The sequence below is a fragment of the Methylomonas sp. MgM2 genome (assembly GCF_054172045.1).
Window position 1 is genome coordinate 157,463 of record NZ_JBSYXO010000003.1, and the last position, 21,017, is coordinate 178,479.

Below are 21,017 nucleotides of genomic sequence, written 5' to 3' on the forward strand. Positions count from 1 at the left end.
TTTCTTTTAAAAGATTCGGTCGAAAAATAATATACCATGACCATAATTGACATTAATAACATTTTCGATGAAAACCGAACCTCCGATTTAAGAGTAGACTATGCAAATAGATACCATTTCAATATAGAAGCCGGAAAGATAATTATTGACTCGTTTCAAGGAAACAATTCCGTTTTTATTGAAATCACAAAAGATCAAGTTTTAACGTTGATTTTCGATGACACCTATACTATTGAAAGAGCGATCTTCGGTGGTTTTTTTGGAAAAGCCAATGATATAAATAAACCAATTATATGGATACCAGACCTTCCAAAGCAAAGGCAAACCAATGAACAAAATCAAATAATAGACGAGCGACCTTCCTTTCCTATAGAAATTAGCTGGCAAAAAGACAGAGGTCAATTTACATTTACCGGAATACCAAATAGCAATCTATGTTTAACTATTTGGCTCTTTGATTCAGATACCCTAATAGAAAAACTTGTGCATTTTAATCCCATTGAATCACAAAGTTACTTTCTTTGGGGATCGCACTCCAGCATCAACAAACCGTCTGATTTATATCGTTATTTAATTTTTGGTTCCGTCTATGACGCTCGTTATTCTTGGCCTCATAACAAACGATGCTTCTCTGAAAATGAAGCGCACTCCTTGTATACGATATACTCGGGCTTGGAAAGATCGACAGGAAAATCGCTTTACCGTTATTTTCAATTGCAATTGGTATTATCCGTCATTCATCGGCAATCTGACGATGGAGGTTGGTATCACGGTATGTGGACCGATAGCTCCGAGTGCCATTATCGTCTACACACCAGCGCGGTACATATGCTGTTAGACGAGTACGCACGAAGCAAATGCCCGACCGTCAAAATCGCCTTAGAAAAAGCTGTAAATTTTTTATCTAAAACAACCGATCAACTGGACTGCGGCGTATGGTTTCTGCACGATTCGCTGGAACTTAGCGAAACGGCCATGAATAACGGGCCTTTTCGCTGGATTCCGAACAAGACCCTAGGCAAAAAAGCTTCCAATATGCTGGTACTCAATACACACCTGGACTCGACCATAGCGATTAATCGCTATGCACAATTGACCGGCGACCGCCAATATGATGAATTAATTTCCTCCGCACTGAATAGCACTCGAGCCGTACTTTCGTTACAGCCTGCCAATTGGCTCTACAAGCCTCTATTTTGGGCAATCGGCCTGACTATGCTTCCAACCGACATTGCAAAGGAATTACCGCTACTGGTCCGCGCTATTAAGCGAATTGCGTCTGAATACTTAGTAAAAAAGTTACCCGATATCAAAGCGAAGTTTCCACGACTAGTGATGCCTAATGGATATATTGATCGGGAATTATCTTTGCGCACTTGGGCAATCGACTACCAAACGATCAATTTGATGGATTTGGCACGGTATGCACGAGCCTTTCCAGGCCAACTCGACGAATCAATTCTTCAAAAAGCACTTGAATTCACCCAACAAAGCGGTCTAATTAAACGCTATCAGGAATTAGGTGCCGGTAAACAATACGCCCCTGGTTTTTGGCTGGAAGCTCTATATTATGTTTGTCTTTCTAAACCAGACATGATATATCGAAAATGGTTAGTCGAAGCAATACGGCAAAATAACGCTTCCGGGTTAGGACTTTCTCCATCCCTTTTAGGAGCTAATGGTGAAGCAGTTTCATTCGGAAAACAAATTTCCTTGCCAGAGATGATTGACTCATATATTTTTGCCATCAACCTATCCGATGACAAAACGTTTGAATTTCTGTTAATAAATCTATCCGAACAAGTGGTTAAAATATCAAATTCACAGCCAATATTTAGTCATTTAAACTGGAAAGATTCGCTAGGGAATGACGTTTACTTTCATGATCTACAAATTGATGGTGGCGATTGGATCATTGGTAACCACGTTACACCACTTTGACAGTCAAAATTTAACTTTATATTAAAGCAACTCCTTCATTGACTTATATAAAAATATGATGCATTCACCTATACAAAATATGAATTATCTTACGGTGGGAGATGAAACCGTTCATTCTGGTCGAGGTCTAGGTCAGCGCAGATGGTATGAATTTGCTAGCAATTTCTGCGAAAACAAAACTGTATTAGATGTTGGATGTGGCTTAGGAGATGGAATTGATATTTTGAAAAAAAAAGCCAAAAAGGTAACTGGAATTGATTTAGACCCAAGACTAAAAAAAGAAAATATAGAAATTATCGACCTTAAGGAGGTTAATGATGATTATGTTGATGTTATTGTCTGTATAGATGTTATCGAGCACGTTTTAGAGGATTATGAATTTGCAAAAAATTTAGTGAGAGTTGCCAAAAATAGAGTATGCGTATCGACACCAAACTGGTCTGTAACAAGGTGTGCATGGAAATATCACATTCGAGAATACACCCCAGCACAACTGCTAGACATTTTCTCTTGTTATGGAAAGATAACCTTATTCAAAGGCCATTCGAATGGAAGCGAGATATATGAAGTTAAGAATTTAAAACACTTCTTATTATTCAATCATTTTAGGGCATCTAAATGGACAGATTTTTTAGCTAGATGTTTTAATTTTGTTCTGCCAAAACACATGAAAATCTATAGTCATTTATTTTTAGTTTTGGATATGAGCAAACCTGAACACCTACAATCCTGACGCTCTAAACTCCTTTAGCGCCGCAGAAAAGCTAGGACCAAAACGCACCTTATTGAATAGTGATCGTTTCCCAACAATACTATTTTCTCGCGGTTCACTGTTCTAGCATTACGAAAGAAAACTTGATCGTTTGAATAATCGGTTTTTGGAGTTCGACGCATCTAAATGACTGGAAAGCACTTCGTCGTTTGTTGGATTAAGTCGTCCACATCAATAAATTATTGTCTGCGAAAGAGCCAATCTATAGATTTAGTTTAACAATTGCAGAACCTAACAAATAATAATTGTATAAAATTGACAGAACATACATGATTTTTTGCAATTATTTATTGTAATATTTTTGAACTATTTTATTAAGTTCAACACCTTAATATTATAAGGACGCTTATTTACCTTGCATTACAACGAAATATAGCAAGATTTGCCCAGCCTAATATATAATCCATGAATAACGTTGGGCAAAACATCAGGTGATAAAAATGAACGATAAAAGAATCCTAATTCATTTAGGCAGCGGCATGGGAAACATGTTGATGGCGACACCGATGGTAAAAACGCTTAGCGATGCCGGGTACAGTGTGGACTTGTGTTTACAAGGAGAAACGCCGAACGTCGAAACCTTATTTGCACGCTGCCCATTCATTCGTACCGTTTCCACAACACCCGATACATTCATTGAACAGCAGTACGAAATATACGTATACGGCTTCGAAGTACATGGTTCGCCAATTTATTTTTCGAACTTCAAAGATGCGATCATTTTGCACCCAATGTGGGATTGGCGCGAAAGCCATAATTTGCATTCCGAAATCGAATTATATACAAACATCGCACGACTAATAGCTCCCAATACCGAGACCCGTACACAACCTTTTTGTTATCCATCCGAACGCATCTTCGAAGATATATCGAAAAATACTTGCGTTCTAATACCTGGCGGCGGAATGCAGATGATCATCCGCAAATGGGCAAACTATCCCGCTTTAGCAAATCACATACAGGATGTGGCCGTCGTCGGCTTACCTACCGATCTGGATCATTCAAATAGAATCGTATTTCCTAACTGGTGTAAAAAGCTATTCGGCAATACACTAAACTATCAGGGCAAAATGTGGCGATTTGCCAGAAGATTTGCGGACCGCTTTGATGCAAATATGAGTTTCCCTGGACATGTTAAAAATTACATTGGTCGACTATCATTAGAAGATACGGCAGCCTTAATAAACCAAGCAGGCTATGTGATAGGTAACGATTGTGGATTAACGCACATGGCTATCGCTCTAGGTAAACCGGTATTTCCAATCATCGGCCCTACAAGTGCTAAAAAGGTTTTCCCCAAATTTCTAGATAACGTTACCGTAATATCTAAAAAGTACGATTGCCAGCCTTGCCAAGAAAAGCCGTCTTTAGGTGTTTGGAAAGAAAATAAGACCCAATGCTTTTGCCCATATCGGCTGCGATGCATGGATAATATAACAGTAACAGAAGTGATCAATACAGTAAAAAGCACATTGGAACTTGATGCACTCTGACGAGTAAATAATATGACCTTTGTTAATAGCCGAATAACCAGCCATATAGATACGGTAAACCAGTTATTTCAAATAGTTCCTCAAATTACAGAGATATCAGAGTTATTGGCATCTATATTACAGAATAACGGCCGGATTTATTGGATTGGAAATGGTGGAAGTGCGGCCGACTGCCAGCACCTTGCGGCCGAACTTGTCGGGCGATTCGAACAAGAGCGTAAAGGGCTTCCATCTATTGCACTAACAACCGATAGCTCAATAATTACTGCCCTAAGCAATGACTACGGATATGACGATGTTTTTTCCAGACAAGTATCGGCATTGTGCACACAACAAGACGTTCTAATTGGCATAACAACCTCGGGGAACAGTAAGAATATACTCAACGCTATTAGGGTGGCAAAAGCAATTGGAACGAAAACAATCGGACTTACAGGGAGAAATGGTGGTGAATTAAAGCATTTGGCTGATAGGTGTATAGTTGTTCCGTCCGATAATACTGCACGAATTCAAGAAGCGCACATTTTAATTGGCCATATAATCTGTGACTACGTCGAACAATCTCTTTTTAAGGCCTGACAGGAATGAAAACCTCAAACATGTTAGTTTCAGTGATTATGCCCTGTTATAACGCGCAAAAATTTTTGAATAGCACCATTTCATGTGTTTTCGGACAAACTTATAGCAATATCGAATTAATTGTAATTGACGACGGTTCTTCGGATAATAGCCCGGAAATCTTACAAGATGCGATCAGTAGCAATAAAAAAATAAAAGTTATCAGACAGCAAAATCAAGGCCCTTATCCTGCCAGGAACTTAGGTTTAAAACACGCGCGAGGTGAACTTATAGCTTTTCTGGATGCCGACGACTATTGGTCTCCTGATTGTATACAGAAACTCCATAAGGCTTTGATCGATAAAAACGCCGAATTAAGTTACTGCGGATGGCAGAATGTTGTAGAAGACGGTCAAAACGGTCCCCCATACATTCCGCCGGATTACGCTAAAAATGACATCGTTCTTTCGTTTCTTTCCAGCGGCCCTTGGCCTATACACGCCGCGTTAATTCGTAAAAGCGTAGTCGATCAAGTACATGGCTTCTCAACAAAACGATTCTCATCGATGGACTACGATTTTTGGTTACGTATATGTACCGTAACTCGGCGAATCGTTCAGGTTCCGGAAGTTCTCGCCTATTACCGGTGGCACAACCAAGGCCAAATTTCTGCCGTCAAATGGAAACAGGTCATCGACGCATGGCATGTAAAAAAGGATTTTTATAAAAATTATCCTGATATCATCGCACACATACCTGCCAAGGCACGAAGCGAGATAATCAATGATTTTCTAATAACGCAAGCCTATACCGCTTTTTGGAAACGAGACTTGCTTTCAGCTCAACGTCTTTTTCGCAGAATGTTTCTGTCAAATACATATCGTTTCAGCGACCTGCCCTATATTGCAACAAGTTTTTTGCCGTACCGTTTATTTTCCGGCTTGGTTAATTACATCAGCACAAGAAACAACGAATGAATAGGTTTATTATTTTAATGTATCACATGATTTCCACACCCGAATCGGATAAGGAAATTAAGTATGCATGCCCGCCTGAACTGTTCGAAAAACACATGGCGCATTTGCGGTTAAAAAAATTCAATATAGTCTCATTAAAAACAATCGAAGATTATTTCGTATTGGGCAAGAGCATTCCGCAAAAAACTATTGCGATAACATTGGACGATGGCTTCGAGGATAATTACACCAACGCCTATCCGATCCTAACAAAATACAACATTCCGGCCACTATTTTCTTAACGACCGGCCATATAGGATCAACGAATATTTGGATGGAAAGTAGAGGCTTTCCTTCACGTAAGCTATTGAGTTGGACCCAAATCAAAGAAATGTCGCGCAATAACATTACCTTTGGGGCGCATACTGTTAATCATCCAAAATTACCGGATTTAACTGATGATATTGCTTGCCAAGAAATAACAGCGTCAAAGACTACAATTGAACAACAATTAGGCAAGGAATGTAACTATTTTGCATACCCGTTTGGATTGTTTACCGACGAAAACCGAAAGCAAGTGGAAATGGCTGGTTTCAAACTGGCCTGCTCAACCCGTTCGGGCTTCAATACTCCGAAGCGCGACCCTTATCTCCTACATCGAATCGAAGTATATGGAAACGATTCCCGGTGGCGATTAAAGCAAAAAATAACATTTGGAATGAATGACTCTAGTCATTTTTATCCCGTGAAATACTACACAAGTCGTTTAATAGAAAGATTTAAGGCTTGAGGGTCTCTAATTATGCACCTTAGCGTTATCATTTGCACTTATAACCGCTCTTATAATCTAGTCGAATGCCTGACTTTCCTTGAAAATCAAGAAATCGATGATAATCTAGATTGGGAAATCAACGTAGTTGATAATAACTCGTCTGATGAAACCAAGTCCGTAATCGAAAACTATGCGAAGTCTTCACGACTGAATATTCATTATATTTTTGAAGAAAAACAGGGGCTTTCTTTTGCACGGAATACCGGAATAAAAAACTCTAAAGGACAGTATCTATTATTTATAGACGACGACATTAGAGTCACTCCAAATTGGCTACAGTCTATTTACACAACATTTGAGGACAAAAACTGTGATGCGGTCGGAGGACGAATTCACCTGGAATCTCCAGAGCGGCTACCGAAATGGATAACGCCGGATCTATATGGTTTTTTAGGGCATCAAGATTTTGGCCCTATCCCCTGCGCGATAGATGGCATTGATAAATCCCCTTTCGGTGGGAATATGGCAATACGAAGGCAAGTAATCGATTTAATTGGTGATTTTAATGTTAATTTAGGCCGAAAAGGTGAAGGTTTAAAGAAAGACGAATTATTCAAAGGCGAAGAAACTGACTTTTTTTATCGCCTAGTGCAAGCGCATGGAGCGCTTTACTATAACCCCGACGCACTCGTCTTTCACAAACTTTTACCTCACCAATTGAGGAAAACCTTCTTTCTGACGTTACATCATAATGCAGGAATACAACGGGCCACTTCCGACGATTCGTTTTATAAACGTCAGGTTTTTGGTATTCCTTTTTTCGTTGTCCCGCAACTAATTAGAGCGATTTACCGTTATATATACTTAACAATATACAATGGTTTTGATAACTCTTTCAGGCAACTTATGAATGTATATTACTTCTTAGGCATGATAGAGGGTTATTTCAAAAATCGACACCAAACGCATTCGACTCTCAAGGTCGTCAAATGATTAACCTGAATCCGCCTATTTTCATCGTTGGAGCTCCTAGATCCGGTACCACGCTGCTCCAATACATGCTTAAATCCCATCCGGAAATTTCCTTACCGAGTGGAGAATCACATTTTTTCATTCCCTTTTATCAGCGGCGCGCTGAGTTTGGAGATCTTAAAATAAAAGCGAATTTAAGTTCACTTTTATCAGAAATATACCAAGCGAAAAGGGATTTTTTTGATGATGACTTTCACGGTATCAAATTCGACATCGAAAAGTTAGCCGAGCAGATTCATAACAATAAAATATCAACCGTTCCAGGCGTGATATCAGCACTCTTTCAGTTAAACGCGCAAGCTGAAGGAAAAACATATTGGGGCGAAAAAACCCCTTATTACATATTACATCTGAACACAATAATGGAAATGTTTCCTACTGCGCGAATCGTACATATAATCAGAGACGGGAGAGATTGCGGATTATCAATGTTGGCAAGACGATGGGATTTAAGAGTTTTTAATATTTATCACGCAGCCTATATTTGGAATAAGTACGTCAACTCCGGTATAGATTTTGGGAAAAATAATCCTAATATTTATTTCGAATTGAAGTATGAATCCCTTCTTTCCTCGCCGCAAACTGTCTTTCAGGAACTATGTCGCTTTTTGAATATTGAGTATAGCGAATCATTAATCAATTTTAAAAAATCAAGTGAAACAGGCAAAACCCCTTTATTAACACAGCCACTAAACCGCGAAAACAGACAGAAGTGGAAGAGGAGGATGAGTCCTAAGCAAACCAAAATATTTGAAGCAATAGCCGGCCCGACACTTTCCCGATGCGGTTACGAAGTTTCAAATTTGCCCCATAAACTTTCTAAGCCCGATTGGTTTGTAAATGAGGCCCATATACGACTATGTTATTTCTATTGTAAGTACTTTTTAAATTAAGTTATGCAGAACATACACTTGAATGTCGTTATTTGCACCCACAATAGAGTCAGTTTGTTAATAAAGGCGATAAACTCTATATATTCGGCATCGATACCTATCAATACAAAAATAAATTTGTTAGTCATTGCAAATGCTTGTACAGACGACACTATTATTGAAGTCAATAAGCTCAGACAAAACAAACTTGCCAATAGCGACATCTTGCTAAACGTCGAAATCGAACCCCGCCCCGGGAAATCGTATGCCCTAAACAAAGCATTGGAACTCATAAAGGACGGTTTTATATGTTTTGTCGACGACGATCAAACAGTCGGTTCTAACTATTTCGAATCAATTACTAGCGTAATAACTGAACATCGAGATATATCTATTTTTTGCGGCAGAATATTTCCGGATTGGCAAGGCGACGAACCGGCATGGGTACACTTAGAAGGAAAATATCGCATATACCCACCACCTATTCCAGTATTTGATTTGGGAAACAAGCCGTTAATAATACCCGATGAATGCGACTCCCTTCCAGGCGGCGGGCACACGATTGTCAAGAAAGAAATATTTAGCAAACTGGGAGGGTTTTCTGAAACTCTCGGACCGACAGGTCATAATTTGCTAGGGAGTGAAGACACCGATTTTTTTCGCCGCGCAGTTGAAGCTGGAGAAAAGATCTACTACGCTCCTAATATAGAGCAACTGCATCATGTCGACAAGAGTAGGTTAAAAATAAGCTACCTTTTACTGATGTGTTTTCAGCGAAATAAATCTATAACAGCATCAAGAAAAAATGAGGGGGTCAAAGTACCTCTTTACCTCTATAGGCAATTGCTTAGCAATTTTTTAAGTCTATTTTATTCCTTTAATATAGATAGATTGCGATTTTATCTTATGCGGCTTTTTTCTACCCTAGGAGAAATTGCCGGCTATTATAAACAATAACTGTTTTCTTTGTTAACACATGATACTCGAATATATTGGAAAGTTAATAGCGCTAAGAAGTATAAAGCACCCTATATTTATAATCGGGGCTAGCCGATCCGGAACTAGCATTCTGTTGCAAGCGCTAGGACAGCACCGTCAAATTTTGGCAATGCCGGGTGAAGCCCCTTTTCTTACTTCCATTGGCGGTAACGCCAGTCTATTCGACACAGAAAGTGCAGAATATTACCGTGCATCTCTGAAGCTACCGTTAGCCGATTTTTATGATCTATTGGCCAAACTCGGCATCGAAACCGCCGGCGGAAATAATTATGCATTAAAGCAATTTATCAAATCCTTGTTAGTAAAAAAAACATTAGCCTCTCGTTGGAGTGCAAAAACGTTCCCTTCTGAAACTGTCGCTAAAGGGCTTCTCAAAGTTTATCCGGGAGCTAAATTTATTTATATTGTGCGAAACGGAATTGACGTCGTACATAGCATGACCAAGTTTCATGGCTTTCGCAAGAACGACTTTAGCAGCCAATGTAGTGCTTGGCATAATAATTTTGAAAAGTACAAATATTTAAATAATTTTAATCATGCTATCTGCGTGCGCCACGAAGAACTCACACAAGAACCGGAATTATTTTTTAAAAATATATTTAGCTTTTTAGATATCTCGATCGACAAAAAATCTATTGATTTTGTCAAGAACGTTCTTGTGCATCCATTAGACCAAACTGACGAAAGTGGAATAGACGCCTTGAAGCAATTTAAATTACGGCAATCTCCATTTTTATCATGGAACCGGGAACAGCAAAGTATATTTAGAGAGATATGCTCGCATTCAATGCAAGAGCTAGGATATGAGATCACCTGAAGTTTCCGTGATGCCATATCGTTTCTAGGTATATAATAGCAATCACTTTTTCGTCTTTCTGCCGCACAGATATAATATGTACAAATTTAATTATCATTCCATTCTAAAAACAACAAACGCCGGCAATCTATTTTTTTATAGCCTGATAACAGGAAACCGTTAAATAACTTTATTACAAAAAATAAGTTATGCGCGACGCCTTCGTATTAATTTTTTTTATTTATCTCATCATTATATCTTTAAAGTCCCCCTGGAAGTGCGTTTTGAGCTTAGCGATATTTAGCTATATGAACCCACATTCCTACGCATGGGGATTTGTTCGCTCCTTGCCGCTTTATTTTATACTGTTCATAGTTAGTTTTGCTTTATATTTAAAAGAGAAAGACAAGCAATCTATTTTTTTTGATTGGCGCGTCAATTGCTTTATAGCATTGTGGTGTTACTTTGTTTTCACAACACTATTTGCGACCAACCCTAAATTTGCCTATGATAAGCTGATCGAAGTTAGCAAGATATATCTTCCATTTTTATTAACTCTGTCGCTAATTAATACAAAGTTTAAGCTTTACTGCCTGATCGTAACAATTGCGTGCTCTATAGGATTTATTGCATTTAAGGGCGGATTATTCGCTATTGCTCACGGGTTTGCACATCGAGTATGGGGTCCGCCGGGTACGCAATATGAGGGTAATAACGAATTCGCGTTAGCAACAGTTATAGTAATTCCGCTACTGGTGCTGTTTTATACCGAAACATCGAACAAGTTACTTAAAAGATTTCTGATATTCGCTATTCCTATTTGCATTCTGTCGGCAATTTCTTCCTGGTCAAGAGGTGCTTTGTTAGCACTGATAGCCACAGGAAGTTATCAAATTTATCAAAGCAAGCAGAAGTTACTGCTAATTCCTATTGTAATATTAGGCATATACCTTTTAGCCCCCTATCTGCCTGAAGAATGGTTCGCTCGTATGGATACAATTAATACATATGAACAAGACGAATCAGCCATGAATCGAATTCAAGCGTGGACCGATGGCTGGAACTATGTAATACAACACCCAATTACTGGATGCGGATTTGATGGGTGGAGATACGTTACGTTACGCGATTGGCACAGTGCTTATGTAGAGATTTTATCCGAGCACGGTTTCATAGCACTTAGCATATGGCTTTCCATGTTGGCTGGAAGTATCATTAGTTTAATCAAACTAACAAGGAAAACCATGAGATATCCGGAGTTAGCGTGGGTGACTAATTATAGTAAAGCATTAAAATCTTCTTTATTTGCGTATATGGTAGGTTCGGCGTTTTTAGGCGTATCGTACTGGGATTTATTATATCATTTGATTTTTATATCAGCACTGATTAAAAAGTTTGCGCTAGAAGAATATGATAGCCTAGTTAAAGTCCAAGCTCCGCAAAACCGTTACATAAGATAAATAAATTTATTTGTATTTTATGGTTAATACTTTAACTCTACTGACCATTTATCCATTACTGACTGCAATCGGGCTTTCTTTTTTTTTGGCGCTTGTAGCGTTGCATAGTTATAGTAGGACCGGTCCAAAAATACAAACCGTTATTGAAAAGCATTTCCACACTTATGCCATTCTGGCATTTTTGCGGCTTTGGCTCTGGTCAACAGCGATCATTTATTTTTTCTCGTTACCAGGCCCAATTGTTTTATTCAGCATCTCTATTTTCTTTGGCGTGGGCGTCTCTGTAGTAGGCATAATCACATCCGCTATATCGTCAATTGCTGTTACTAGTTTTTATCTTATTTGCCATCATTTACTCTATATACCTTCATCTCTTCAAGCATCGTGCCAGTTCCGATTCTCTCGATTATTACCGCTGTGGCGAATATTAACGCCTCGCTTGATTGAAACATTTAAGGCAGCCATTTACGGCCTTATCTTTTTTTCGTCGGCGTTAGGTGCTTTTTTTTCCATCAAGGAAGGAGATAGCCATTTAGCCTCGTATTTTTTGTGCTTTTTAGGAATATTTTTTTTTATAGTATCCAAGGATCATCACAAAGATAAATATCCGCCCGCAACAAAACACAACAATAATAAACCAAACCTCCTAATGATCGGCGTCGATACGTTACGCATCGATAGACTGGGGATGCACGCTTATCATCGCAACTTAACGCCTAATATCGATATGCTATGCAAACAAGGAACTTTGTTTGAAAATTGCATCACTCCATTAGCACGTACCGCACCCAGCCTGGCTTCGCTTCTAACAGGTCTTTGGCCTCACAATCACTCAATTAGAGATAACTACCCGGATAAAACCGCAACGCGACTTAATTATGATAATTTAATAAAATCGCTGAATAAAAATAGTTATATAACCTATGCGATATCCGATTGGGCCGGCGCTGATTTAAAAAAAATAGATTTTGGCTTTCAAAATTTGTCGGTTCCTGACGATCAATGGAATTTGAAGTTTTTATTGAGACAGGGCCCTGCTTATCTACGACTATTTTTATCGTTATTTACACACAATAATTTCGGCAAACGATTCTTGCCGGAATTATATTATTTAGCCGGTAAGCCTTTAACCAGTCATTTGGGCAATCAATGCCGCAAAGCTATTGCGGAGCTTGCACAAAACAATCAGCCGTTCCTCATCAATCTCTTTACGTCGACGACTCACGCCCCTTTCGGATCAGCGTATCCTTATTACAATTTATTCACTCCTAATGAATACAATGGCGATTCACATTTCATCATGGCGGATCTGAATACACCGGAACAAATTATCGAAAGCCAAGAGTCGACTTCCGAACATCATGATCTTCGTCAAATAATGAATTTATACGACAGTTGTGTAAAAGAATTTGATGATGAGGTTGGAAAGGTTATCGACCACCTCGATAAATGTGGCTTACGCGAAAATACTTTTATCGTGATATATAGTGACCACGGCACCGATTTCTTTGAAACTGAATGTTGGGGCCAGGGAAATACATTGGTCGGTAATGATCCGAGCGCCCGCATACCACTTATCATAAGCGGTCCTGGTGTACCGAAGAACATGAAATTTAGCCATGTTTGTCGCTCGATCGATTTTATGCCGACCATATTAGATTTACTAGGAATGGAGATACCGGAGAATATCGATGGTGTAAATCTAATGCCTTATATAAAAGAAAACAAAAACCCCAATCTTTACGCCTATCAAGAAACCGGCGTCTGGATGGGAAAAATTCCGGGACTACATCCGGATCAGATTACGTATCCCGATATTATCGAATTGTTAACGATTCCGGACATAAAAACCGGCACTTTGGTAATAGACGAAAAATATTATCCAACCGTTATAAAAGCCAAAAACCGTTCAATCCAGAATGATCGTTGGAAACTCATTTATATTCCAACCTACCGCGGTCCGGTATATCAATTATACGATCTTAAAACCGACCCCTATCGTAACGTTATCGAACTCTATCCGGAAATACTCGCGGAACTAAAACCCAAACTGGACGAATGGATATCTCACTCCAACCATTCGATAATGTGATCTTCCGGATCGTCGACTTCTGATTCCTTGATTGCGTAACTACTAACAGAGACACCGGCATCCTTGACCGATTCGGCAGTGCCGGAAATCAAGGGATGCCAGTCCGGCAACGGTGCGCCGTCGGTCAGCAAGCGATAAGCGCAGGTGGCAGGCAGCCATTGATACTCGGAAAAATCATGTTGCTTTAAATCGATGCATTCCGGCACCAGCGTGCACCGCTCGCTATAACGAGTGCATCGACAAGTATCTTGATCGATCAAGTCACAGACGACGCTGGTAAACGCAATTTCACCGGTATCTTCGTCTTCCAACTTGATCAAGCAACACTTACCGCAACCATCGCACAAAGACTCCCACTCTTCGGTGGTCATCTCGTCCAGCGTTTTTGTTTCCCAAAACTTTGATGTCATTCCGGTTTGATTAAACGCAGTTGATAATGCAAAACCGTCCACGAGCCCACTACAGCCAACCCGGACGACAACATTAATATCAGTATGAAATCTGAAAAGCTCAAGTAGAGTAATTCAAAGGAGCTGTTATATAACTCGGATAGCTTTTCGACCGGCGATTCCAAAATCAACAACATGACGGTTACAATCAACCACGCGGAAAAACCGGCTATAAATCCCAACCAGAACCCGGTATATAAAAACGGCCTTTGTATGAAGGAATGGGTTGCACCGACCAATTTAGAGATAAAAATCTCGTCTTGCCGATTATGCAGTTCCAACCGGATGGTATTACCGGTAATAAAGGTCACGGCAAATCCGAGCAGAACCCCAACCACCGTGACACCGCGACTGGCTATGCGCATGATGGCGTGCAAACGCTCGACCCACTGCATGTCAACTTGCACGAAATCGACTTCCGGCATTTGTTTAAATTCCGCCATCAAACTATCCAAGGCATCGCGACTATCCAGCACGTCCTTAGGCAGCACTTGAACGACATGCGGCAATGGGTTGCTATCCAATGCTTTCAACGCATCGCCGAATCCACTATTGACTTTGAATTCTTCCAGAGCCTGCTTTTTACTAATAAACTTGATGCTTTCGACGTTCGCATTTGTTGCCAGCTGAGCGGCCAGTTTTTGTCCGCTCGCATCACTAATGTCATCTTTCAAAAACAGCGACATTTGATTGCTGGCCTGCAAATTACCCGTAAGTTGCTCAATATTCGCAACTAAAATATAAAAGCAGGCCGCTAGAGCGATGGCCACCGCCAAGACAGTTACCGTCATCGTCGACGTAAACGGCGTACGGCTCAAGCGACCCAAGCTCGAAAACAAACCATGGGCGTGACTGATCAAATAGGCCTGAAATTTCTCCTTCAGCCGATCATGAGGCCGTTTGCGCACTGTCTGCTTATAACGGTTTCGTTTCATAGTCAACTCGATACCAAATGCCCTTTGTCGAGATGCAAGACTCTGTGTCCAAGGCGGTTGATCAACTCAACATCGTGAGTTGCGACCAACACCGTTACACCTACCTGCATGAACTGTTCGAACATGCGCATGACTTCTGCCGATAAATCCGGATCTAAGTTGCCGGTCGGCTCGTCAGCCAAAATCAGTTTGGGCTTATTGACGATCGCTCTGGCTATCCCAACACGTTGTTGCTCCCCGCCGGAAAGTGACAATGGCTGTTTTTTTTCCTTCCCGAGCAAGCTTACCTTATCCAAGGCCGCTCGCACACGCCTCGCAACCTCTTGATGCGGAAACCCGGAAACGATCAACGGCAAGGCCACATTATCGAAAACGGTTCTGTCGTTTAGCAATTTATAGTCTTGGAAAATAAGCCCCAGATTACGGCGGATATAGGGGACTTTTCTGTCACTAATCCGCGTAATGTTTTTGTCGTCCAGCATCACATTCCCCCGAGTACATTGTTCCATCATTGCAATCAACTTTAACAGGGTACTCTTGCCGGCTCCTGATCGACCGGTCAGAAACGCCATTTCTCCGCGTGCCAAATGAAAATTGACATCGACCAATGCATCGCCGGCATCGGGATAACGTTTACTCACGTGTTCGAATCTCAACATGATATCGTTTAGTCTTTCACAAATAACGCATCGACGAAACTCTTGGCATCGAAATCTTGCAAGTCATCGATTCCTTCCCCAACCCCGATAAAACGAATCGGTACTTTTAATTGATTGGCTAGCGCAAAAATTACCCCGCCTTTTGCCGTTCCATCCAGCTTAGTTAATGCAAGCCCCGACAATCCTACGGCTTCATTAAACAAACGCGCTTGAGACAACGCATTTTGTCCGGTGCCTGCATCCAACACCAACAACACTTCATGCGGTGCGGTTGGATCCAGTTTAGCCATAATTCGTTTAATTTTAGCCAGCTCTTCCATTAAATTTGCTTTAGTGTGCAAGCGGCCCGCGGTATCGGCTATCAAGACGCTAATGCCTTTCGACTTTGCGGATTGCAGAGCATCAAATATCACCGACGCGGAATCGGCTCCCGTGTGTTGAGCTATGACGTGGACATTGTTACGCTCTCCCCAGGTTTGCAACTGCTCCACCGCCGCCGCTCGAAACGTATCGCCTGCCGCCAGCATGACGCTATGACCTTGCGCTTGTAAGCGATGCGCCAATTTTCCGATCGTCGTGGTCTTACCTGCGCCATTAACGCCGACTACCAAAATCACGAACGGACCGTTCACGTTGGATATATTTAACGGCACACTGCAAGGCTGAAGCATATCGTAAAGGTTTTGCTTCAACGCGAGACTCAAAGCTTCCACGTCTTTTAGTTGATCCTTTTCCAGATTCTCTCTGAGGTTATTGACGATCTGTGTCGTAGTCTCTACACCCAAATCCGCCATGATCAAATTGGCCTCAATGTCATCCAATAACTCGCGGGTAACCGAGCTTTCACCAAACGTCAGACTGGCAATCGCATCACCCAAACTACCACGCGTTTTTCTCAGCTGAGCCTTAAGGCGCCGATAAAGCGATTCTGGCTCCGCCGGCAACCCGACAGGAATAGCCTCACCGGGAATTTCTTTAAGTTGTACGGCGGCTTCTTCCGCCTTCTCTCCCGGTAATGCGTATCTGCTGAAGAAATAAATGCCCAATAACGGCAGCATCAACAAGGCGGCAACCGTATTATGCGCAACGGCCAACCACAACGGAACGCCCTGCTTCACGCTAAAAATGCCGAGTACGATTTGAACAAGCAACAGTGCGCTCAACCATACCCCGCTACGGCGCACGGCTTTGGGATAATGTTCTGATGTCGCCGTCAGCATTACCACGGCCAAAACGATAAAGGTCGCCAAGGCGCCGATGCGATGCAAAGAGTGAATCACCTGTTTGCCGGCCGCCGACATCGACGCGCCGCTTGCAACGGTCAAATTAAACGCATCGGCGTAACCATCGTCCGGCAAATATTGTCCGTTACAGCGCGGAAAATCGGTACATGCAAGCGCCGCATAATTGCTGCTTAACCAACCGCCCAAGGCAATTTGCAGTAACAATACCAACATTCCGAACAGCGCCAGTAACCTGGGTCCGGATTGCACCGCTCTAATGCTAACATTTGAAATCAAGCGCAAATTAGCCCAACAAATAGTCCAAAACGTGATCAATCCCAACAATAGATGCGACGTCACCACGAGCGGCATGATCTTTAAATTGACGGTCCACATGCCCAATGCGGCTTGCGCTCCGATCAACAGTAAAATCATGCTTGTCCAGCCTATCGCCGCGGAACGTTGGCCTTTTTGACGCCACGCCATCGAAAACAAAACCAGGACGATAACGCCCAACGCGCCCGCCAAATAGCGATGAATCATCTCTTTCCAAGCGTTAGCGATATCCAAAGGACTATTTGGAAACGCCGCTTGGGCATCGGCTCGAAATTGGATGCTATCGCTCACCACGGCCTTTCCATAGCAGCCCGGCCAATCGGGGCAGCCTAATCCGGCGCCGGACAACCTAACATAGGCGCCGACGACGATAACAATTAAGGCCAATATCGCACCGAATAAGAAGAGTTTCTTGAACATGTGTCTAACCAATTTGTGAAATTCGTAATAATTTATTTAAGTCGTTTCTGACCTGATATGGATCGTAACCGGGCGCGTATTTCATCATCAAATTACCCAAGGGATCCATGATCAATAAGCCGCCCGGTTGGCCGCTACCTTCTATTTGACGAAGAATATCTTTTAACGCGTTTGCCGGCACCGCTTTCAATAAGCGTGCATCTTCCTGCCATTGTGCGGGCAAAGATTGATTCGATTGGTTATAGATCAAGGCCAGACGGCGAATTCGGGCAATATCCTTGCCCATCATTAGCGTGATTTGATTGGTCTTATACAATCCATCCTGACAAATTTGTTCGCATTGGGCTGATTGCAACACGTTAATCAATATCCAATGCCCTTTTAATTCATCGAGATTCGCTGCAGAGAATTCATCGTTACCAACAAATTGCTCATATTCGATAGTTAAGGGCGGATTGATCAATTCACCGTTATTCGTACCTAATTTGACCTTTCCCGGGTTCTCGGCCAAAAACCAAGCGATTCCGAATGGGACAATGGACAGCGCAAAAATCAATAAAATAGTAATGCGATTTTTTTTAAGCTGAGTGTTCACTGCGATTTCTTATAGTCATCCAAATAAACAGCACGGTCAACGTTAATGCCAAAGCGAACCATTGTACTGCATAGGCTAAGTGCTTTTCAGGCGGGATTGGCACATTGATTTGCCATTTACGTATATAACCTTGCGGCGCTTCCGCATCCAGTTCGATTTGATACGGCATAACCGTATAACCCAACCTTTCAGATAGAACTTTCGTATCAACGACTTGCACAACCGATGGCCAGCTATCGCTAGGAATTTCGGCGCCTTTCAATTTGATGCCCACGGACGGAAAGCGATTCAGGCGTCCTGAAATAGGTGTTGGTTCGGCTTTAAAAAACACATTCGGCAAGTCGTTTCTGTCCTTTCCTGATGGAATCCAACCGCGATTAATTAGAACAACATTGCTTTGGTCGTCGACAAAACAGGGCGTCAACACGAAATAACCGTTTTTGCCATCAACGATTTGATTTTCCAACAGGAACTGGTGAGCGACATCGTAGCGGCCCGTCAGCTCTACCTTCCGGTATCTGACTGCGTCAACATCAAGGTTAAAATGTTGGTTTAAATTAATGGCTTTTGCGTCAATGGCTGTTTGCTGCTGGAGCAAAATTTGTTTCTTTTGTTCTGCCCGACTCAACTGCCAAAAGCCTAAACTACATAGCAACGTCATTAATATCAAATAAACACTCAGTCCTATCCAGCTCAGTCGGTAGGGCCTATTTAATAGCGTGAATTTCATTGGACTCGGCAAATTAAGGGTTAGTGATTGGCAAGACGGCCATAATCGTCCAGAATGGGAAATTATTTTCTATTTCGATTCATCATGACCATAAAAATTGTTGCTATCGTTATTTTTATCGCCATAGTAGTAAGCTTAGGCTCGGCTTTATTCCATTTAGTGAAAAGCGGCAATGCCGAACAAACCAACAAAACCGTGAAGGCGTTGACTTTCCGAATCGCCTTATCGTTAGTCTTGTTTATTTTATTATTTTTGGCATTCGCCGGCGGCCTATTTCGCCCCAGCGGTATCGGCGCCAGGATGCAGCAAGCACAATCAATTAATAATAACCAGCCGCCCGAGCATCAGTAAGCACTGACAAAAAAAAAGCGCGAACCAAATGGCACGCGCTTTTTTTACATTTATTCGTATTACAAGATGTAAACAAACACAAACAGACCCAACCAAACAACGTCGACAAAGTGCCAATACCAGGCAGCCGCCTCGAACGCAAAATGGTTTTCGGGCTTGAAATGACCTTTCCACGCTCTGAACAAAACGACCGACAGGATGATCGCACCGATACAGACGTGCAAACCATGGAATCCGGTCAACATGAAGAAGGTAGAACCGTAAATACCTGAACCCAAGGTCAATCCCATTTCATGGTAGGCTTCATAATATTCGCTGGCTTGGAATGCAACGAATAAAAAGCCCAAACCGACGGTAGCCATCAATCCCTTGATTAATTGGTCTCGGTTTTTCGCCAACAAACCATGATGCGCCCAAGTGCAGGTCACGCCGCTAGTCAGAAGAATCAATGTGTTCAAAAAGGGCAAACCAAAGGCGCCCATAGGCTCGAAGTCGCCGCCTACATTGCCCGGACCGTTGGTCGGCCAGACCGCTTCGAACGCAGGCCACAACACGTCGTGGGTAGAGCGTCCGGGCCCGCTGATCATTCCGCCTTCGCCCAAATGAGGTATGGACATATTGCGCGCATACCAGAGTGCGCCGAAAAATACTCCGAAAAACATCACTTCGGAGAAAATAAACCACATCATTCCCATCCGGTAAGAAATACCAACGCCGTGGTTGTACATACCGGATTCGCTCTCGGTAGCTTGCAATGCAAACCACAGGCCGAGCATGACTATAAATGTGGCAAACCCGGCCAGCATCATGCCGGAACCGATCGACGAACCGTTCAGATAATTGGCGAATCCAGCCAGCATGATCATCAAGCCGGCGGTCGCCATGACAGGCCATACCGCTTTATGCGGGATGTAATAAGCGTCGTTCGAAGACATAACCTTCCTCTCTCATTAGTTTTCAGTATTGTTAGTTAGATCAAAAAAAGTGTAAGACAGCGTGATCGTTTTGTAGCGTTCCGGTAGCTCGGGATTCACGACGAAGCGAACCGGCATGGTCTTTTCCTCGTGCCCTTCGAACGTTTGAAGCTCAAAACAAAAACACTGTACTTTCTTAAAATATTCTTCCGCCAAACCCGGAGCGATGCTGGGTATGGCTTGGGCTTTAATGGGACCGGCAAGATTGTTCTTAGCGTAAAAGTTAACGGTATAGTACTGACCGGGGTGTACTTTCATCGTGCTGGTTTCCGCGCGAAAATCCAATGGTGTCGATTCATTGACGGAGGTGATGAATTCAACGGCCACTTCTCTGTTCCGATCGACGGCAAAAGCATTACTCTTTTCAGTCGCCTCCTCAATTTTTATGTTTTGTCCGGTAATATCGCAAAACACATTGTAAATCGGCACCAAGGCATAACCGAATCCGAACATCAACAGAGCCACGATCACTAGCTTCTTGACTAAACTCGTGTTTTTGCGCTTTAGCTCTTCAGTCATTGCGACAGCGCCTTCATCACCGAGAACACGTAAATCACCAATGCCACAGCAATTAAAACTACTGCTGTCAGAATATTTTTTG

General features: G+C 42.0%; 21 protein-coding genes. 13 read left to right on the forward strand and 8 right to left on the reverse strand.

Annotation, left to right across the window (positions count from 1 at the left end; translation table 11 throughout):
* Positions 1 to 36: 36 nt before the first annotated feature.
* The 12 genes from ACW73I_RS03940 to ACW73I_RS03995 all read left to right on the forward strand — a co-directional run bounded on the left by ACW73I_RS03940 (position 37) and on the right by ACW73I_RS03995 (position 13,744).
* Positions 37 to 1,941, forward strand: a complete 1,905-nt coding sequence (locus ACW73I_RS03940; RefSeq protein ID WP_458027927.1) for a hypothetical protein — start codon at positions 37 to 39, stop codon at positions 1,939 to 1,941.
* A gap of 79 nt (positions 1,942 to 2,020) precedes the next feature.
* Positions 2,021 to 2,674: a class I SAM-dependent methyltransferase gene (locus ACW73I_RS03945; RefSeq protein WP_458027928.1), complete on the forward strand. Its 654-nt coding sequence runs from the start codon at positions 2,021 to 2,023 to the stop codon at positions 2,672 to 2,674.
* Positions 2,675 to 3,153: 479 nt separating this feature from the next.
* Positions 3,154 to 4,206: a glycosyltransferase family 9 protein gene (locus ACW73I_RS03950; protein ID WP_458027929.1), complete on the forward strand. Its 1,053-nt coding sequence runs from the start codon at positions 3,154 to 3,156 to the stop codon at positions 4,204 to 4,206.
* 12 nt (positions 4,207 to 4,218) lie between these two features.
* A complete protein-coding gene (gmhA, locus tag ACW73I_RS03955) occupies positions 4,219 to 4,785 on the forward strand; it encodes a D-sedoheptulose 7-phosphate isomerase (RefSeq protein WP_458027930.1) in 567 nt (188 codons plus the stop codon).
* Between the two features lie 38 nt (positions 4,786 to 4,823).
* Complete coding sequence (locus ACW73I_RS03960; protein ID WP_458028023.1) at positions 4,824 to 5,741, forward strand: glycosyltransferase family 2 protein; 918 nt, start codon at positions 4,824 to 4,826, stop codon at positions 5,739 to 5,741.
* Complete coding sequence (locus tag ACW73I_RS03965; RefSeq protein WP_458027931.1) at positions 5,738 to 6,511, forward strand: polysaccharide deacetylase family protein; 774 nt, start codon at positions 5,738 to 5,740, stop codon at positions 6,509 to 6,511. The genes ACW73I_RS03960 and ACW73I_RS03965 overlap by 4 nt, the downstream gene beginning before the upstream one ends.
* A 12-nt stretch (positions 6,512 to 6,523) precedes the next feature.
* Positions 6,524 to 7,486 (forward strand): glycosyltransferase, encoded by a 963-nt coding sequence (locus tag ACW73I_RS03970; protein WP_458027932.1) that lies wholly within the window; start codon positions 6,524 to 6,526, stop codon positions 7,484 to 7,486.
* On the forward strand, positions 7,483 to 8,418 hold the full coding sequence (locus ACW73I_RS03975) for a sulfotransferase family protein (protein WP_458027933.1): 936 nt from the start codon (positions 7,483 to 7,485) through the stop codon (positions 8,416 to 8,418). The genes ACW73I_RS03970 and ACW73I_RS03975 overlap by 4 nt, the downstream gene beginning before the upstream one ends.
* 3 nt (positions 8,419 to 8,421) lie before the next feature.
* A complete protein-coding gene (locus tag ACW73I_RS03980; RefSeq protein ID WP_458027934.1) occupies positions 8,422 to 9,354 on the forward strand; it encodes a glycosyltransferase family 2 protein in 933 nt (310 codons plus the stop codon).
* A gap of 19 nt (positions 9,355 to 9,373) precedes the next feature.
* Positions 9,374 to 10,213, forward strand: coding sequence for a sulfotransferase family protein (locus ACW73I_RS03985; protein WP_458027935.1), 840 nt, complete (start codon positions 9,374 to 9,376; stop codon positions 10,211 to 10,213).
* A 188-nt stretch (positions 10,214 to 10,401) separates the two neighbouring features.
* On the forward strand, positions 10,402 to 11,652 hold the full coding sequence (locus tag ACW73I_RS03990) for a putative O-glycosylation ligase, exosortase A system-associated (RefSeq protein WP_458027936.1): 1,251 nt from the start codon (positions 10,402 to 10,404) through the stop codon (positions 11,650 to 11,652).
* 19 nt (positions 11,653 to 11,671) lie between these two features.
* A complete protein-coding gene (locus tag ACW73I_RS03995; RefSeq protein WP_458027937.1) occupies positions 11,672 to 13,744 on the forward strand; it encodes a sulfatase family protein in 2,073 nt (690 codons plus the stop codon).
* Here the strand turns inward: ACW73I_RS03995 and ACW73I_RS04000 are convergent.
* Genes ACW73I_RS04000 through ACW73I_RS04025 form a run of 6 tightly spaced genes read right to left on the reverse strand, consistent with a single transcriptional unit; the run spans position 13,720 to position 19,091 of the window.
* On the reverse strand, positions 13,720 to 14,154 hold the full coding sequence (locus ACW73I_RS04000; protein ID WP_458027938.1) for a YcgN family cysteine cluster protein: 435 nt from the start codon (positions 14,152 to 14,154) through the stop codon (positions 13,720 to 13,722). The genes ACW73I_RS03995 and ACW73I_RS04000 overlap by 25 nt on opposite strands.
* Positions 14,151 to 15,128, reverse strand: coding sequence for a permease-like cell division protein FtsX (ftsX, locus tag ACW73I_RS04005; RefSeq protein WP_458027939.1), 978 nt, complete (start codon positions 15,126 to 15,128; stop codon positions 14,151 to 14,153). Before ftsX ends, ACW73I_RS04000 begins: the two co-directional genes overlap by 4 nt.
* Positions 15,129 to 15,130: 2 nt before the next feature.
* Entirely contained in the window at positions 15,131 to 15,787 is a 657-nt protein-coding gene (ftsE, locus tag ACW73I_RS04010) for a cell division ATP-binding protein FtsE (protein ID WP_458027940.1), read from the reverse strand.
* An 8-nt stretch (positions 15,788 to 15,795) separates the two neighbouring features.
* On the reverse strand, positions 15,796 to 17,766 hold the full coding sequence (gene ftsY / locus ACW73I_RS04015) for a signal recognition particle-docking protein FtsY (RefSeq protein ID WP_458027941.1): 1,971 nt from the start codon (positions 17,764 to 17,766) through the stop codon (positions 15,796 to 15,798).
* A 4-nt stretch (positions 17,767 to 17,770) separates the two neighbouring features.
* Positions 17,771 to 18,361 carry a hypothetical protein gene (locus ACW73I_RS04020; protein WP_458027942.1) on the reverse strand — a complete coding sequence of 197 codons (591 nt, stop codon included), beginning with the start codon at positions 18,359 to 18,361 and terminating at the stop codon, positions 17,771 to 17,773.
* The gene (locus ACW73I_RS04025; protein ID WP_458027943.1) at positions 18,345 to 19,091 is read right to left on the reverse strand and encodes an SURF1 family protein; all 747 of its coding nucleotides are present in this window, start codon (positions 19,089 to 19,091) and stop codon (positions 18,345 to 18,347) included. Before ACW73I_RS04025 ends, ACW73I_RS04020 begins: the two co-directional genes overlap by 17 nt.
* Before the next feature lie 84 nt (positions 19,092 to 19,175).
* On the opposite strand from ACW73I_RS04025, the gene ACW73I_RS04030 reads away from it, so the two are divergent.
* Positions 19,176 to 19,442 (forward strand): twin transmembrane helix small protein, encoded by a 267-nt coding sequence (locus ACW73I_RS04030; RefSeq protein ID WP_458027944.1) that lies wholly within the window; start codon positions 19,176 to 19,178, stop codon positions 19,440 to 19,442.
* Between the two features lie 59 nt (positions 19,443 to 19,501).
* On the opposite strand, the gene ACW73I_RS04035 is transcribed toward ACW73I_RS04030, so the two are convergent.
* Positions 19,502 to 20,377 (reverse strand): cytochrome c oxidase subunit 3, encoded by an 876-nt coding sequence (locus tag ACW73I_RS04035; protein WP_458027945.1) that lies wholly within the window; start codon positions 20,375 to 20,377, stop codon positions 19,502 to 19,504.
* Between the two features lie 15 nt (positions 20,378 to 20,392).
* Complete coding sequence (locus ACW73I_RS04040) at positions 20,393 to 20,935, reverse strand: cytochrome c oxidase assembly protein (RefSeq protein ID WP_458027946.1); 543 nt, start codon at positions 20,933 to 20,935, stop codon at positions 20,393 to 20,395.
* Positions 20,936 to 21,017 lie beyond the last annotated feature (82 nt).

Bases quoted from the DNA above. Each gene is read 5' to 3' on its own strand.
- ACW73I_RS04040 (WP_458027946.1), bottom strand. From the start codon at position 20,935: ATGACTGAAGAGCTAAAGCGCAAAAACACGAGTTTAGTCAAGAAGCTA.
- ACW73I_RS03965 (WP_458027931.1), top strand. From the start codon at position 5,738: ATGAATAGGTTTATTATTTTAATGTATCACATGATTTCCACACCCGAA.
- ACW73I_RS03980 (WP_458027934.1), top strand. From the start codon at position 8,422: ATGCAGAACATACACTTGAATGTCGTTATTTGCACCCACAATAGAGTC.
- ACW73I_RS03940 (WP_458027927.1), top strand. From the start codon at position 37: ATGACCATAATTGACATTAATAACATTTTCGATGAAAACCGAACCTCC.
- ACW73I_RS03985 (WP_458027935.1), top strand. From the start codon at position 9,374: ATGATACTCGAATATATTGGAAAGTTAATAGCGCTAAGAAGTATAAAG.
- ftsY (WP_458027941.1), bottom strand. From the start codon at position 17,766: ATGTTCAAGAAACTCTTCTTATTCGGTGCGATATTGGCCTTAATTGTT.
- ftsE (WP_458027940.1), bottom strand. From the start codon at position 15,787: ATGTTGAGATTCGAACACGTGAGTAAACGTTATCCCGATGCCGGCGAT.
- ACW73I_RS03975 (WP_458027933.1), top strand. From the start codon at position 7,483: ATGATTAACCTGAATCCGCCTATTTTCATCGTTGGAGCTCCTAGATCC.
- ACW73I_RS03950 (WP_458027929.1), top strand. From the start codon at position 3,154: ATGAACGATAAAAGAATCCTAATTCATTTAGGCAGCGGCATGGGAAAC.
- ACW73I_RS04025 (WP_458027943.1), bottom strand. From the start codon at position 19,091: ATGAAATTCACGCTATTAAATAGGCCCTACCGACTGAGCTGGATAGGA.
- ftsX (WP_458027939.1), bottom strand. From the start codon at position 15,128: ATGAAACGAAACCGTTATAAGCAGACAGTGCGCAAACGGCCTCATGAT.
- ACW73I_RS03995 (WP_458027937.1), top strand. From the start codon at position 11,672: ATGGTTAATACTTTAACTCTACTGACCATTTATCCATTACTGACTGCA.
- ACW73I_RS04000 (WP_458027938.1), bottom strand. From the start codon at position 14,154: ATGACATCAAAGTTTTGGGAAACAAAAACGCTGGACGAGATGACCACC.
- ACW73I_RS03960 (WP_458028023.1), top strand. From the start codon at position 4,824: ATGCCCTGTTATAACGCGCAAAAATTTTTGAATAGCACCATTTCATGT.
- ACW73I_RS04035 (WP_458027945.1), bottom strand. From the start codon at position 20,377: ATGTCTTCGAACGACGCTTATTACATCCCGCATAAAGCGGTATGGCCT.
- gmhA (WP_458027930.1), top strand. From the start codon at position 4,219: ATGACCTTTGTTAATAGCCGAATAACCAGCCATATAGATACGGTAAAC.
- ACW73I_RS03945 (WP_458027928.1), top strand. From the start codon at position 2,021: ATGAATTATCTTACGGTGGGAGATGAAACCGTTCATTCTGGTCGAGGT.
- ACW73I_RS03990 (WP_458027936.1), top strand. From the start codon at position 10,402: ATGCGCGACGCCTTCGTATTAATTTTTTTTATTTATCTCATCATTATA.
- ACW73I_RS03970 (WP_458027932.1), top strand. From the start codon at position 6,524: ATGCACCTTAGCGTTATCATTTGCACTTATAACCGCTCTTATAATCTA.
- ACW73I_RS04030 (WP_458027944.1), top strand. From the start codon at position 19,176: ATGACCATAAAAATTGTTGCTATCGTTATTTTTATCGCCATAGTAGTA.